The 14,110-nt window shown below is 67.9% G+C and carries 12 protein-coding genes; 4 read left to right on the top strand and 8 right to left on the bottom strand.

All coding sequences use genetic code 11. The features are described from left to right. Positions 1-16: 16 nt before the first annotated feature. Entirely contained in the window at positions 17-775 is a 759-nt protein-coding gene (locus J2X01_RS01070; protein ID WP_310049754.1) for a DUF6994 family protein, read from the bottom strand. 170 nt (positions 776-945) lie between these two features. Between J2X01_RS01070 and J2X01_RS01065 the strand changes: the two genes are divergently transcribed. After that, complete coding sequence (locus J2X01_RS01065; RefSeq protein ID WP_310049750.1) at positions 946-1,383, top strand: VOC family protein; 438 nt, start codon at positions 946-948, stop codon at positions 1,381-1,383. Between the two features lie 64 nt (positions 1,384-1,447). On the opposite strand, the gene J2X01_RS01060 is transcribed toward J2X01_RS01065, so the two are convergent. The 3 genes from J2X01_RS01060 to J2X01_RS01050 form a co-directional block, all read right to left on the bottom strand. Beyond that, positions 1,448-2,053: a type IV toxin-antitoxin system AbiEi family antitoxin gene (locus J2X01_RS01060; RefSeq protein WP_310049748.1), complete on the bottom strand. Its 606-nt coding sequence runs from the start codon at positions 2,051-2,053 to the stop codon at positions 1,448-1,450. A 110-nt stretch (positions 2,054-2,163) separates the two neighbouring features. Beyond that, on the bottom strand, positions 2,164-3,939 hold the full coding sequence (locus tag J2X01_RS01055; protein WP_310049747.1) for a DUF349 domain-containing protein: 1,776 nt from the start codon (positions 3,937-3,939) through the stop codon (positions 2,164-2,166). 61 nt (positions 3,940-4,000) lie between these two features. Then, entirely contained in the window at positions 4,001-4,801 is an 801-nt protein-coding gene (locus J2X01_RS01050; RefSeq protein WP_310049744.1) for a peptidylprolyl isomerase, read from the bottom strand. 255 nt (positions 4,802-5,056) lie between these two features. On the opposite strand from J2X01_RS01050, the gene hisS reads away from it, so the two are divergent. Next, the gene (gene hisS, locus J2X01_RS01045; RefSeq protein WP_310049743.1) at positions 5,057-6,403 is read left to right on the top strand and encodes a histidine--tRNA ligase; all 1,347 of its coding nucleotides are present in this window, start codon (positions 5,057-5,059) and stop codon (positions 6,401-6,403) included. Here the strand turns inward: hisS and J2X01_RS01040 are convergent. Continuing rightward, positions 6,400-7,683: an APC family permease gene (locus J2X01_RS01040; protein ID WP_310049742.1), complete on the bottom strand. Its 1,284-nt coding sequence runs from the start codon at positions 7,681-7,683 to the stop codon at positions 6,400-6,402. The two genes, hisS and J2X01_RS01040, sit on opposite strands and share 4 nt — an antisense overlap. Before the next feature lie 107 nt (positions 7,684-7,790). Between J2X01_RS01040 and aspS the strand changes: the two genes are divergently transcribed. Together aspS and J2X01_RS01030 are read left to right on the top strand one after the other, a co-directional pair. Then, positions 7,791-9,608 carry an aspartate--tRNA ligase gene (gene aspS, locus J2X01_RS01035; protein ID WP_310049741.1) on the top strand — a complete coding sequence of 606 codons (1,818 nt, stop codon included), beginning with the start codon at positions 7,791-7,793 and terminating at the stop codon, positions 9,606-9,608. A 135-nt stretch (positions 9,609-9,743) separates the two neighbouring features. Beyond that, on the top strand, positions 9,744-10,526 hold the full coding sequence (locus J2X01_RS01030; RefSeq protein ID WP_310050185.1) for a GNAT family N-acetyltransferase: 783 nt from the start codon (positions 9,744-9,746) through the stop codon (positions 10,524-10,526). A gap of 102 nt (positions 10,527-10,628) precedes the next feature. Here the strand turns inward: J2X01_RS01030 and J2X01_RS01025 are convergent, their stop codons facing one another. From J2X01_RS01025 to chcC1, 3 genes are read right to left on the bottom strand one after another with little or no spacing between them, the layout of a single operon-like run. Continuing rightward, positions 10,629-12,032 carry an MFS transporter gene (locus J2X01_RS01025; RefSeq protein WP_310049739.1) on the bottom strand — a complete coding sequence of 468 codons (1,404 nt, stop codon included), beginning with the start codon at positions 12,030-12,032 and terminating at the stop codon, positions 10,629-10,631. Between the two features lie 10 nt (positions 12,033-12,042). Continuing rightward, complete coding sequence (locus tag J2X01_RS01020; RefSeq protein WP_310050183.1) at positions 12,043-12,372, bottom strand: Dabb family protein; 330 nt, start codon at positions 12,370-12,372, stop codon at positions 12,043-12,045. A 1-nt stretch (position 12,373) separates the two neighbouring features. Further along, positions 12,374-14,059 (bottom strand): 4-oxocyclohexanecarboxylate 2-dehydrogenase, encoded by a 1,686-nt coding sequence (chcC1, locus tag J2X01_RS01015; protein WP_310049737.1) that lies wholly within the window; start codon positions 14,057-14,059, stop codon positions 12,374-12,376. Between the last annotated feature and the right edge of the window lie 51 nt (positions 14,060-14,110).

Raw genomic sequence — 14,110 nt, 5'->3', positions numbered from 1 at the left:
GCCTACCGCTAAGGCGCTACTGGCGAACCTCGATCTCGGGGCGGTGCTCCATGACCCACTCGGCCATCCGGCGGCCCCGTCCTGCGATGAACTCCAGCGTGGCTTCCCGGTACGTCACATAATCATCGGTCGTGGCCGGTGTCCCGGAACGCTCGAAGTTGTCGAAGGGCAGGTAGAACCGAACCTCGCCATAGCCGGGCGTCACGAGGTCCTGAAAGTGGAAGAAGTCCACGAACTCCGCGAACCCGTCGAAGAGCGCGAAGAAGTCCGCGTAGGCGTTGATGACATCGGCGAGGGGGCTCTCAGGCTCTCCTGCGTAGTGACGCCGGATGCACTCCAGGGTGAGGTCCATCCGGTCACCGACCGACAGACGAAGCCCTCGTGCCTGGTTCAGGGTGGGTTGGTCCTTCCTCCTGACGGGCCAAATCATCGCACTGCCGATGGTGTACGGAGGGTTCAGGTAACGGGACTTCTGGTCCTCGTTCAGCCCGGCGACAGCGTTGACCAGAGCGTTCGGCTTCAACCAAGTCGTGTAGGAGCCGGTGACGGCGTCGCTGCCGTAGCAATGCCTCGCCTCGGAAGTGTCAGTGAAGATGAGGTACTCGTTCGAGCGAGCCGATGACACTTTCGGGGCGAAAACGACGCCGGAGCACAGGTTCTTGGTCCACAGCAGTTCATGGTCCGACCGGAGCCTCTGACTGTCCCTGTCGGCGTCGGGTCTGGTCCTAGCAGGGGTGTCAGTTTTGTAGTCGTATGAGGTATCGAAGACGCGCATGTTGGCAGTGAATGGGCACGTCAAGTTCTTGAGAGTTGTTCTTCGTTGTTTTTCGGGTGTGGCGTGGCCGCGGCAAGTCATATCCCTCTATGGTTCCCGAACCGGTTGAGCGAGAACCGGCAGCCCAGGGACCTGAACGAATCGCCCCGACGCGCGCTAGCATGTGACTCATGCCCATCAAACTCGAGAACGTAGGCATAGCCGTCCGTGACCTCGAAGCAACGATCGCCTTCTTCACCGACCTCGGTCTGACCGTCGCCGGCCGTGACACGGTCAGCGGCGAGTGGACCGACACCGCCGTCGGCCTCGACGGCAACCACGCCAAGATCGCCATGCTCCAGACGCCAGACGGCCACGGTCGCATTGAGCTCTTCGAGTACATACACCCCGACGCAATCGAGACGAAACCAACCCGTCCCAACGAGATCGGCATGCACCGTGTCGCCTTCTCTGTCGACAACATCGACGAAGCCCTCGAGATCGCCGCGAGGCACGGCTGCCACCCGCTGCGCGGCGTGGCGACCTACGGGGACGCCTACAAGCTCACCTATGTCCGCGGACCAAGCGGGATCATTGTGATGTTCGCCGAGGAGCTGAAGAAGAGCTGACCGAGGCTCGATCCGTTTTCGGGAATCGACCGCCCTGCAACCAATAGACCAGCCACCACCCCCCTTAGGGTGCCGGGCCGGCCCGCAGGTATTCGAGCTTCGTCAGGGCTGCCCGTTTGTACGGCACCCTGGGTGAGGCCTCCACGGCGAGCACGAGCAGCCGCAGGCGCAGGCCGAGTTCGGGCTTGCCCAGCAGCGCCCGCAGGGCCGGGACGGCCCGTTCGGGCTCCACATGCAGGGCGATGTCCACGGAGGTCCGCAGCGGGCTGGAGACCATCAGCCCGCCCAGGCTCACAACATCGGACGGACCAAGATGCACCTCGTGGAGCGTACAGCCACGGGTGGACCTGAGGCTGGAAATCCGCCGGGTCGAATCCACGAGCAGGGCGAGCCGGTCAGGTTCGTCGGCGCAGCCGTAAATCCACGCGGCCGTCATCCTGCCTGCGACGACGCGCTGTCGGATGGCCGGACGAATGAGGATGGACGCTGCGCGGGCCCGGAGCTGCGCCGTGGGCCGTGTCCCGGGAGGCAGATAGCCACGCTGGTAGAGCTGCGTCAGCACGCCGTCGGACGCCATCGCCTGCAGCTCGGGCCAGGAGAAAAGCGCTCCGGGGGAGTACAGCTCCGGCGGGGGCGGGTCCGGAGCGGATCGGCCTTGAACAATGACCATACGCCCATCGTGTCCGGTCCACGGAAAAGCCAACAGGCCCCGCACCGGTCATGTGGATAAACCGGTGCGGGGCCTGCCGCAAAACAGCCTGCTGCTTCGTCGCCTGACGGCTAGGAGAGCTCGCTCGCTGACTTCTCGAGCTGTTCCAGCCATGCCTCACGGGCCTCGAGGGCTTCTTTGGCGGCCTGGATCTTGCGCTCGTCGCCGGCCTTCTCGGCCTTGGCGAGGTCATCCCGGAGTCCGGCGATGGCGGACTCGAGCTGCGTCAGCGCGCTGTTCGTGCGGGCCTTCGTCTCCGGGTTGGACCGCTTCCAGTTCTCATCCTCAGCGTGGCGGACCGCGTCCTCGACCTTCCGCAGCCCGGCTTCAACCCGTCCCATGTCGCCGCGGGGAACCTTGCCGGCTTCTTCCCAGCGGTCACGGATGGACTGGAGCGCCTTTTTGGTGGCAGCGAGGTCCTTGATCGGTAGCAGCTGGTTGGCTTCCGCCAGCAGGGCTTCCTTGACCACCAGATTGGCGCCGTATTCCTGGTCGATCTCGTCGTTGGCTGCCTGGCGGTGCGTGAAGAAGACGTCCTGGGCGGCACGGAACCGGGCCCAGAGGGCGTCGTCGTCCTTGCGGCTGGCGCGCGGGGACGCTTTCCACTCATCCATCAGGCGGCGGTATTCGCCGGCGGCAAAGCCCCAATCGGTCGAGGAGGACAGCGCTTCCGCCTCGGCGATCAGTTTCTCCTTGGCGGCCTTGGCGGCCGAGTTGGTGCTGTCGAGCTGGGAGAAGTACGCGCGGCGGTGTCGGTCAAAGACCGTCCGGGCTGCCCGGAAGCGCTTCCAGAGGGCGTCCTCATTGCTGCGGCCGAGCCGGACGCCGCTCTTCTGCGCGGTCTTCCAGCTCTCGAACAGTTCGTTCATCCGGGCGCTGGAGGTCTTCCACTGGATCTGGGCCGGATCGTGGCCGGCGATCTCTTCCGCTTCGGCGACGATGGCCTCGCGGGCGGCCAACTCGGCAGCGCGGACGGCGTCGTGTTCGGCCTTCTCGGTCTTTTCGAGATCGGAGATTTGCGTGGCAAGGGTGTCCAGGCGGGCCTCGGCGGAGCGGAGATCTCCCACCATGTTGCGCTCGGCAAGCTGCTCGCGGAGGTGCGTGACAGTCTTCTGCATGTCCGTGGCGGGCGCTTTGGAACTCACGCGCTGTTCGAGCAGGAGAATCTGTGCGACGACGTCGTCGTACTTCCGGGCGAAGTACCCCAAGGCTTCGTCATTGCTGACACCCGGGTACTGGCCGACAGGATGTTCCTCGCCGTCGACGGTCAGGAACACGTGGCCGTCGCCTTCAACGCGGCCCCAGCGTGCGGCTTCGGCCAGCGACGCGGCGGATGACACTGCCGCCGGCGCGGCGGCCGGGGCAGCGGGTGAGGCCTTCGGCCGGGCAGCGAATGCCGCCGGTGATGGCGCGGGGCGGACCGCGGCGGGCGCTGCCGGTGCACTCTCCTTGACGGGAGCCTCGGAGGCGGCCTCGGGAGCGTCCTCGGCGGGAGCCTCGGGGGCGTCCTCGGCGGGTGCCTCGGCCGCGGCCTCGGCGGGAGCCTCGGGGGCGGCCTCGGCGGGAGCCTCGGGAGCGTCCTCGGGGGCGGCCTCGGCGGGAGCCTCGGGGGCGGCCTCGGCGGGAGCCTCGGGAGCGTCCTCGGGGGCGGCCTCGGCGGGAGCCTCTGGCGCCTCGGCGGTGTCCGCGGCGTCGGCCGTATCGGCCTCCGCCTCCGGCCCGGTTGCCGTCTCCGGCGCCGTGTTGGTGGGTGTGTCTGTCGACTGGGCTGTCACCGAAGCATCAGCTTCGGTTTCGTTGGCAGCTGCTGCTGACACTGTTTCGTCGGATTTCTGACTGTCTGTCACCGCTAGAAGTCTTTCGCTTGGAGGGAAATACCGGGGCCGTGGCCACAAGGGCAACGGCTGGTTACTTCAGAGAGAACGAGTCTATCGTGACTGGTTCCGCGGGGGCGCCGTCTGTGGCGTTATCCCCCGGTTTTAGTCCGGCGGCCGCAATATTGGCCACCACATCCAGGCCCGAGGTCACCTTACCCACCACGGAATAGCCTCCCGCGGCGTCGGCCGGAATGACGGTGTCCTTGTAGACAATGAAGAACTGGGTGCCGTTGCCGTAGGCGTTCCCGCCGCTCCTGGCGACGGCGATCGTCCCGGCCGGGTAGCTGTTGTCCGCCGGGGTGTTTTCCAGCGGACCCCAGGTGTAGCTCGGGTCGCTGCTTCCGTCGCCGGCCTTGGAACCGCACTGCAGCACGCCGAACGTCTCGGCCGTGGTGAGCCGGTGGCAGTTGAGCCCGGCGTAGAAGTTCTGGTCCGCGAGGGACTTGAAGACGGCGGCGGCCTGCGGGGCCCGGGTGCCGTCCAGTTCGACGCCGAGCGTGCCGCCGTTGAGCTTCAGTTCGCCGGTGAAGGTCTGTCCGGCCGCCGTTTCCGGCTTGGGGATGTTCCCGGCGTTGCTGGGGGAAGCCGGCGGCGTGGCGCCGGGCGTGGCCAGCCCGGCCTGCGCGGCGGCGTATTCGTCCTCGCTGGGATTGGAGGAGAACACCGTCAGCTGCAGTACCAGCGCCACGACGACGGCGGCCGTTCCAGCGCCGATGGCGAGGACGTTGTCGCGCTTGCGCCGCTTGTCCTGCTCCTTGCGCAGCTCGCGCTTTGCTTCCATTTGCTGGACGCGCCGCTTGGCATCGCGGGCGCTCCGTGAACTGGCCGCCAAATGTCCTCCTGGGTGTAGGGCCGAAACCGGGACAGCGCCAGGGCGCCGTCGGGGGTTCAGCGGTCATGCTGTCGGCAATCCGGCCGTACCCGGCCGCATTAGAAGATGCGGGCGGGGAAAGCATAAACTGACTGCCGCACACAGTTTATGCATGACCGGCCTGTCTGCCGCCCAACTGATCCTGTTTCGGACGCCCGTTTCGGCCCCGACGCGGCGCAGATGACTCCGGCCCGTTACCTGAGGAGAAACTCCACCATGGCACGCACCGCCTCCCTGTCCGGATTCCCCGAGTGGCTTCCCGAGGAGCGGCTGGTGGAGCTGCATGTGCTGGACACGCTCCGCCGGGTCTTTGAACTCCATGGATTTTCCTCCATTGAAACCCGCGCCGTGGAGACGGTCGGGCAGCTGCTGCGCAAGGGTGAGATCGACAAAGAGGTCTACGGGCTGAGCCGGCTGCAGGACGACGAAGGCGACGCCGCGGCGTCGCACAAGGCCGATCCGCACGCCCTGGCCCTGCACTTCGACCTCACGGTGCCGTTCGCCCGGTACGTTGTCGAAAACGCCGGCTACCTCGCTTTCCCGTTCCGCCGCTACCAGATCCAGAAGGTCTGGCGCGGTGAGCGTCCGCAGGAAGGCCGCGCCCGCGAGTTCACCCAGGCCGACATCGACATCGTGGGCGACGGCGAACTGCCGTTCCGTTATGACGTCGAGATTGCGTTGGTCATCGCCGAGGCCCTCAGTGCACTGCCGATCCCGGCATTCCTGCTTCGGATCAACAACCGCAAGCTGGCCGAGGGCTTCTACAACGGCATTGGGCTGACCGACACCGCCGGGGTGCTGCGCAGCATCGACAAGCTTGAGAAGATCGGCCCGGCCAAGGTGGCCGAACTGCTGAAGTCCGAGCTCGGCGCCACTGACGAGCAGGCCCAGTCCGCCCTCAAGCTGGCCTCGATCCGGACCGAGGACACGTCCTTCGTGGCGCAGGTCCGCGCCCTGGGAGTCAGCAATGAACTGCTGGAGGAGGGCCTGGCCGAACTGGAGCAGGTCATCGCGGCCGCCGTGCAGCGGGCACCGGGCAAAGTCGTCGCGGACCTCAGCATCGCCCGCGGCCTGGACTACTACACGGGCACGGTGGTGGAAACGGTCCTGGTGGGCCACGAACAGCTCGGCTCGATCTGCTCCGGCGGGCGCTACGACGCTCTCGCCAGCAAGGGCAACCGCAAGTTCCCCGGCGTAGGCCTCTCCATCGGCGTGACCCGGCTGGTCTCCCGGATCCTCAGCCAGGACCTCGCCAAGGCCTCACGATCCGTGCCGACGGCGGTGCTCGTGGCGCTCAACAGCGATGACAGCTGGAGCGCCGCGCAGGATGTCGCCGCGGAGCTACGCAGCCGCGGGATCGCCACCGAGGTGGCGGCAAAGGCCGAGAAGTTCGGCAAGCAGATCAAATTCGCCGACCGCCGCGGCATCCCCTTTGTCTGGTTCACCGAAGACGACGGCAAACACCAGGTCAAGGACATCCGCTCCGGCGAGCAGGTCGACGCCGATCCGGCCACCTGGACGCCGGCCGCGGAGGACCTGCACGTCCGGGTCTTCAGGGCCTAAGCGGCGGCGGCTTTGCGGCGCCGCAGCACAACGAAGCGGCCCGCGGCCCCCACGGCCAGCACCGCCGCCATGCCCAGCACCGAGGCCGGCGGCAGGGTCACCGCCAGGAGCAGGCAGCCGAGGAAGCCCAGCGCATTGAGCCAGCGCGGCGCATGCCAGGGACGCGCTGACAGGGTGAAGGCGGCGGCGTTCGTCACTGAGTAGTAGACGAGCACCCCGAAGCTGGAGAATCCCACGACTGTGAGCACGTTGCTGGTCAGCAGCAGCACGATCACGGCGGCGCCGACGGCCAGTTCGGCCAGGAACGGCACCGGGTGCGCTCCGCCCACCCGCGCCAGCGGGGACGGCAGGTCGCGTTCCCGCGCCATCGCCATCGCGGTCCGTCCCACCCCCGTGATCAGTGCCAGCAGCGCGCCGAGGCAGGCCGCGGCGGCCCCCGCCTGGACGAACGGGGCGCCGGCGCTGAGCTGTGAACTGGTGACAGCGTCGAGCAGCGGGGCCGTCGATGCGGCCAGCTGCTCCGCCGGCAGCTGCCACTGCAGCAGCAGGGCGAGCCCGAGGTAAATCACGAAGGCCGCGGCCAGCGCCGCGAGAATGGCCCGCGGAATGGTCCGGGCGGGGTCCCTGACCTCTTCGCCCAGGGTCGCGATCCGGGCATACCCGGCGAAGGCAAAGAACATCAGTCCGGCCGCCGGCAGCACACCCCAGCCGCCGGCCGCTTCGGCACCGTCCGGTGCAGCATGCGGCCCCAGCACCGCGGCGGCTGCCACGAACGCGAGGGTGGCGAGCACAACGCCCAGCAGGATCCGGGTCAGCAGGGCAGTCCGGGTGATGCCGAGCAGGTTCACGCCGGTCAGGACCACGACGGCGGCCACCGCCAGCGGCGTCGCGAATTCCGGGGCCGCGTAGTGGCCGAACGTCAGGGCCATCGCCGCGCAGGAGGCCGTCTTGCCGGTCACGAAGCCCCAGCCCGCAATGAAGCCCGGCCACTCGCCCAGCCGGATCCGTCCGTAGACGTAGGTGCCGCCGCTGGACGGGTACTTGGCGGCCAGCTGGGCCGAGGCCACCGCGTTGCAGTAGGCAATCACGCCGGCCAGGGCCACCGCGGCGGGCAGCAGGGGACCCGCCAGCGCAGCCGCCGGGGCGAAGACCACAAAAACGCCGGCGCCCAGCATGGAGCCGAGCCCGATCGCGGTCGAATCGAGGAAGCCCAGCCGGCGCTGCAGCTGCCGGGGGGTGTGCCGGTCGGGTGACGGTTGGCTCGGATACCGGCTTGCCATGGCGGGAGGCGCCTTTCCAACGGGTAAACTCGAACGGGATCGTTCCAGTAGCGATCCTATTGAACATGAGTTTTGCTTTCCCTCTGTCTTCTTCAGAAAGGCGTGCTGTGCTGCGCACACATGACCTCGGATCCCTTCGCTCCGAGCACATTGGACAAACCGTAACCCTCGCCGGCTGGGTCGGCCGGCGTCGTGACCACGGTGGTGTCGCCTTCGTTGACCTGCGTGACGCTTCGGGGGTGTCCCAGGTGGTTGTCCGTGAAGAGGAAGTCTTCCACGGCCTGCGCAACGAATACGTGCTGCAAATCGTCGGCACCGTCTCCCGGCGCCCCGAAGGCAACGAGAACCCCGCGCTGGCTACCGGCGAGATCGAGGTCATGGCCGACAAGGTCACCATCCTCAATACCTCCGATCCGCTGCCGTTCCAGATCGACGAGCACGTCGAGGTCGGCGAGGAAGCCCGCCTCAAGCACCGCTACCTGGACCTGCGCCGCCCCGGCCCCGCCCGCAACCTGCGCTTGCGCTCCGAGGCCAACCGTGTGGCCCGCGAACTGCTCCACCAGGACGGCTTCGTCGAGATCGAAACCCCCACGCTCACGCGTTCGACGCCGGAAGGCGCCCGCGACTTCGTGGTCCCCGCACGCCTCGCACCGGGGTCCTGGTACGCGCTGCCGCAGTCCCCGCAGCTGTTCAAGCAGCTCCTGCAGGTGGGCGGCTTCGAAAAGTACTACCAGATCGCGCGCTGCTACCGCGATGAGGACTTCCGTGCGGACCGCCAGCCGGAGTTCACCCAGCTCGACATCGAAGCCAGCTTCGTCGAGCAGGACGACATCATCCGGCTGGGCGAAGGCATCGTCAAGGCACTGTGGAAGCTGATCGACGTCGAGATTCCGACGCCGATCCAGCGCATCACCTACCACGACGCGATGGCCCGTTACGGCTCGGACAAGCCGGACCTGCGTTTCGGCCAGGAGCTCACCGAGCTGACCGAGTTCTTCAAGGACACCAACTTCGGCGTCTTCAAGGCACCCTATGTCGGTGCCGTCGTGATGCCGGGCGGCGCTTCCCAGGCCCGCCGGGCGCTCGATGCCTGGCAGGAATGGGCCAAGCAGCGCGGCGCCAAGGGCCTGGCGTACGTCCTGTACAAGGAGGACGGCGAACTCGCCGGCCCCGTGGCCAAGAACCTCACCGACACCGAGCGCGCCGGCCTCGCCGAGGCTGTGGGCGCCAAGCCCGGCGACTGCATCTTCTTCGCCGCCGGCGAGAAGACCCCGTCCCGCGCCCTGCTCGGTGCCGCCCGCGTGGAAATCGGCCACCGCACCGGCCTCATCAACCCGAGCGACTGGGCCTTCTGCTGGGTGGTCGACGCGCCGATGTTCGAGCCGGCCGCAGCGGCCGTCGCGTCCGGCGACGTCGCTGTCGGCGCCGGCCAGTGGACCGCCGTGCACCACGCGTTCACCTCGCCGAAGCCCGAGTTCATGGACTCCTTCGACACCGATCCCGAATCCGCGCTGTCCTACGCCTACGACATCGTCTGCAACGGCAACGAAATCGGCGGCGGATCAATCCGTATCCACGAGCGCGACGTCCAGGAGCGCGTCTTCGAGCTGATGGGCCTGGACAAGGCTGATGCCCAGACCAAGTTCGGCTTCCTGCTCGAGGGCTTCAAGTTCGGTGCGCCGCCGCACGGCGGCATCGCGTTCGGCTGGGACCGCGTGGTCGCGCTGCTGGCAGGCGTCGAGTCCATCCGCGACGTCATCGCGTTCCCGAAGTCCGGTGGCGGCTTCGACCCGCTGACCCAGGCGCCTGCCCCGATCACGGCGCAGCAGCGCAAGGAAGCCGGGGTGGACTTCAAGCCGGAGGCCAAGAAGGCGGCACCGACGACGGCGGAAGACGGCAAAACGGGCCAGGACGGCACCAAGTAGCCTGACGCCATGAACAGCAAAGGCTCCCCGGGAAACCGGGGAGCCTTTGCTGTCGCAGCATGCGCTGCCTCGGAAGTACGGGGAAACGGAGAAGAAGAAGAGCTGGACGGAGGAGGCCGGGTGGAACCGCAGGCGATGGCCGGGCTTGAGGCCCTGATGGATGCCGCGTGGCCGGCCGCCGAGCGGGAGGAGTCCGGCGGCTGGGTGCTCCGCGCCGCCTCCGGTGTGACGCAGCGGGCCAACTCGGTCTGGCCCCGCGAACCCGGGACCGACCCCCATGCGCTGCCCACCGCGCTCCGGGAGGCCCGCCTCTGGTACCGGAACCACCGGCTTCCGCTGATCCTCCAGGTTTTCGAGGACCCCCGGTACGCCCCGCTCAACGCCGTACTGGATGAGGAAGGGTTTACCCGGCAGTCCGAAACCCTGGTGCTGGTCCGGAACAGCGGCACGGATGCGCCGGCGGCTGACACCGGCGTCGAGATCTCCGCCAGGCCCCCTGCGGAGTGGCTGCGGCTGTGGTGGAGCGTCGAGGGCCGGGGCGATGACACCGCCCTCGCCGTCGCCCGCGGGATCCTTGAACGCTGCCCCTCGCTGTACGCCCTGGTGCGGGACGACGGCGGCCGGCCCGCCGCCGTCGGGCGCCTCGCTGTTCCTGTCGGCAGGGCCGACGGGGCCAGCGGGACAGGCGGGCTGTACTGCCTGGCGACCAGCCCGGACGCCCGGCGGCGGGGCCATGCCGCCCGGATCCTGCAGGCCCTGCTGCGTGCAGGTGACGCCCGGGGCCTCAGCGGCTACTGGCTGCTCGTCATGGCCTCCAATGCCGGTGCGCGGGAACTCTACGCCCGCGCCGGATTCACGGAAGCCGGGCGGTACCTCTACCGGCAGGAACGGCCGAAGCGGCACCTCACCGGCTGCTGAAACAACGCCTGCCGCCCCGAACGAATCGGGGCGGCAGACGCCGTCGGGCACTTCAGAGCAGACGGGCTCTAGCTGTCTTCGGTCTCCTCTGCGTCGGGGCGGTCAGGGAAGCTGCAGTGCCGACCGGGCCGGCTGCTGCTGCGCAATGAGTTCCTCCTGGGCCAGCAGCTCCCGGCGCCGTGCGGTTCCGGCCAGGTACGGGGCGCCCAGTTCTTCGATGGGGGTCCGGTATGTTTCGCGGGAGAAGTACACCGAGGCTGCCGCAATGAGCATGCAGACCGTCGCGAAGACGGCCACGGGAACCCAGCCGGTAACGCCCGGGGCCAGCAGCAGACCGGCGATCATCGGGCCGAAGCCGGCCACGACGAGTCCGAGCTGGTTTCCCATCGCCATGCCGGTGTAGCGCACGGGAGCGGCGAACTGCTCGGCGAAGAACGAGGGCCAGATGCCGTTGAAGCCCGAGTACAGCACCGTCATGTTCAGGAAGGCGGCCAGGAAAACGAGCACGATGTTGCCCGAGGAGAGCGCCAGGAAGTACAGGAAGATCGTGACCGAGCACCCGATAGCGGCGGTCAGGAGCACCGGCCGCCGGCCGATCCGGTCCGACAGCCGGGCGGCCAGCGGCATGGCGAACATTGACAGCCCGATCGCCACGGCGTTGACGGTCAGGATGGAGGCCCGGTCAAAACCTGCGGTGGAGGTCGCGTAGGCGAGTCCGAAGACCGTGAAGATGGTCTGCATTACGGACATGACGGACATGCCCACCACCCGCAGCACATCGGGTCCCTGGAACTTGAGCACTTCCTTGACCGGCATCGGGGCGACCTGGTGCTTTTCCTGTGCCTCCTCGAACACCGGGGTTTCATCCAGGTGCGTCCGGACCCAGTAGGCGATGCCCAGCACCACGATGGAGAGCCAGAACGGGATGCGCCAGCCCCAGCTCATCATGGCTTCCTGCGGGAGAGCGGTGACCGGGATGAAGACCAGGGTCGCCAGTACCATGCCGGAGGCGTAGCCGGTCATCACGAAGCTGGTGTAGAAGCCCCGCTTGCCTTCCGGGGAGTGTTCCAGCGTGAGCGTGGAGGCCCCGGCGGACTCGGCGCCGGCGGAGAATCCCTGGGCCAGGCGGCCGGCCACCAGCAGGATCGGCGCCCACATGCCGACCTGTTCGTAGCTGGGCAGGAATCCGATGCCCAGCGAAGCCAGGCCCATGATGCCCAGGGTGAGCAGCAGGATCTTCTTGCGGCCCAGCTTGTCGCCGAAGTGGCCCATGACCAGTCCACCCACAGGCCGTGCCACGTAGGCGACACCGAAGGTGGCAAAGGCCGCGACCAGTCCGAGGGCGGGGTCGGCGGACGGGAAAAACAGGTGCGGGAACACCAGCGCGGCGGCGGTGCCGTAGATGAAGAAGTCGTAGTACTCCAGGGTGCTGCCCAGGAACGAGGCCAGGGCAGCCTTCCGCGGCGTCTTGCGCGCGGCCAGGCGGGGAGCGGGTGCAGTGTGCATGGGGATCTCCTTAAGACAGCGTTGTCTTAGCGGCAGCCGGCTGGGCATCCCCAAAGTGGAAGTCCACCGAAAGGATCTGCTGGCTGTTGGGGAATGAGTAAGCCTTGAGCGGCTCGTGCAGCGGATGGGTGTTGTACACCTCGATGTCCTCGACCTTCTCGAAGTCCGCCACGATGGCGTAATCGAAGGACCGCTCGGTGTTGAGCAGGTCCGGGCCGTGGGTCAGGCTGAGCATGCCGGGGATGTTCCCGGTCATTTTGTTGAGTCCGGCGATCCAGGCCTGCCTGTCGGCGGGCGGGAAATCCGGCTTGAACTTGAAAAGTACGGTGTGGCGGATCATCTCAGGCACCCACCAGTTCGGCGCTGGCTGCTTCGGCGGGGGCTTCGGAACCGGAGACGAAAGCGGGGGCCTGGCCGGCGATCGTGCGTCCGGCGAGGTAGCCCATGGTCATGATCGGGCCGAGGGTGGCGCCGGCACCGGGGTAGCCGGCGGCGTAGGCGTTTTCGGTGGTGTTGCCGGCCGCGTAAAGGCCCTCGATGGGGCGGTTGTCCACGTCAAGGACGCGGGCCCGGCCGTCGGTGGCGACGCCGCCGTTGGTGCCGAAGGCGCCGTTCACTACTTCCATGGCGTAGAACGGTCCGGCCTGCAGCGGACCCAGGGACGGGTTCGGGAACGGGTTATTGTCGTCGCCCCAGTACTTGTCGTACGCGCTTTCGCCGCGGCCGAAGTCGGGGTCTTCGCCCTTGACCGCGAATTCATTGAACCGCGCCACCGTTGCGGCGAGGTTCTCCGCGGGAACGTTGATCTTTGCCGCGAGTTCCTCCAGCGTTGCCGCCTCGACCAGATAGGCAGGCGTGGGCTGGCCGGCGCGGTGGGCGAGGATGCCATACCGCTCCAGGTAGGCATGGTCGACGATCACGTGCGCAGGAGTGTTCAGCGTCTGGTTCCGGGGGGAGTCCCAGGACTGCAGGCTCCGGGCCAGATCGTTGTAGTTCTGGGATTCGTTGGCGAAACGGCGGCCGTGGCGGTTGACCATCAGGGATCCGGGGCCTTGGCGCTCGAACCGGAGCAGGGTGCCGATCGGCTGACCGTCGCGGGAGTCGCCGGTGACGGACATCGGGGCCCACCAGGCTTCACGGGTGCCGCGGGTCTGGCCGCCGATCCGCTGGGCCATCCGCAGGCCGTCGCCGGTGTTCGAGGGCGGCGAGCACATTGTGTAGAGCCGCGAGGCGAGCATCGAGTCGGCCAGCGCCTTGTCCCATTCGAAGCCGCCGGTGGCCAGCACCACGCCGTCGTTCGCCTGGAAGACTTCGCCGGATTCGAGTTCGACGCCGGTCACCCGGCTGCCGTCGGTGAGCAGCCGGTGCCCGCGGGCTCCGGTGACGAGGGCTGCGCCGTCGCGGACCAGGCTCGCCAGGAGCATGGACACGAGGGCCTGGCCCTTGGCGACGAGCCCGTCGGCCTGGCGCTGGTTGAGGTCGTCCCAGGGGAATTTGGTGAAGGCGCCCCAGTTTTCGTACTCCTGCATGGTGAACGGCGCGCGGCCGTCGGTGCGGACGTGCGCGGTGAGGGCGCCGAGCGCCACCTTGGAGTTGAACAGCTCGGGCTCGACCGTGCGGCCGCCCGCCACGGCGCCGGGCAGGTCCTGGCGGTAGTCGGGGAAGTTGTCCAGGAAGATGAAGCGCACGCCACATTCCGCTTCCACGAAGCGGAGCATCTGGTCCCCGTAATCCAGGGCGGCGTCCAGGAGCTCCTCGCGTCCGCGTCCGCGGGCCACGGCCCGGACGTACGCGGCGGCCGCTTCCTTCGAATCGGTGATGCCGGCTTTACGCGCGTGGTGGTTGTCGGCGACCCAGAGCATGCCGCCGGAGACGGCCGAGGTCCCGCCCAGCAGGGCGCTCTTCTCCAGGACAACGACGGACTTGCCGGCTCGGGCTGCGGTGGCCGCCGCGGTGAGGGCACCGGCGCCGGAGCCAACGACGACGACGTCGTAGCGGTCCGATGCGGTTCCATTGACGAATTTCATGGTGTGGCCTTTCAGGAAACAGGGAAGTGCAGGTGCGGCTGGCGGGCAGCC

Source organism: Arthrobacter ginsengisoli (genome assembly GCF_031456935.1).
GTDB lineage: Bacteria > Actinomycetota > Actinomycetes > Actinomycetales > Micrococcaceae > Arthrobacter > Arthrobacter ginsengisoli.
The sequence above is the reverse complement of the archived record's forward strand: the minus strand, read 5'-3'. Positions and strand labels throughout refer to the sequence as shown.

Coding starts and splice junctions, on each gene's coding strand:
- J2X01_RS01070 (WP_310049754.1), bottom strand. CDS start 775: ATGCGCGTCTTCGATACCTCATACGACTACAAAACTGACACCCCTGCT.
- J2X01_RS01065 (WP_310049750.1), top strand. CDS start 946: ATGCCCATCAAACTCGAGAACGTAGGCATAGCCGTCCGTGACCTCGAA.
- J2X01_RS01060 (WP_310049748.1), bottom strand. CDS start 2,053: ATGGTCATTGTTCAAGGCCGATCCGCTCCGGACCCGCCCCCGCCGGAG.
- hisS (WP_310049743.1), top strand. CDS start 5,057: ATGGCACGCACCGCCTCCCTGTCCGGATTCCCCGAGTGGCTTCCCGAG.
- J2X01_RS01040 (WP_310049742.1), bottom strand. CDS start 7,683: ATGGCAAGCCGGTATCCGAGCCAACCGTCACCCGACCGGCACACCCCC.
- J2X01_RS01030 (WP_310050185.1), top strand. CDS start 9,744: ATGGCCGGGCTTGAGGCCCTGATGGATGCCGCGTGGCCGGCCGCCGAG.
- J2X01_RS01025 (WP_310049739.1), bottom strand. CDS start 12,032: ATGCACACTGCACCCGCTCCCCGCCTGGCCGCGCGCAAGACGCCGCGG.
- J2X01_RS01020 (WP_310050183.1), bottom strand. CDS start 12,372: ATGATCCGCCACACCGTACTTTTCAAGTTCAAGCCGGATTTCCCGCCC.
- chcC1 (WP_310049737.1), bottom strand. CDS start 14,059: ATGAAATTCGTCAATGGAACCGCATCGGACCGCTACGACGTCGTCGTC.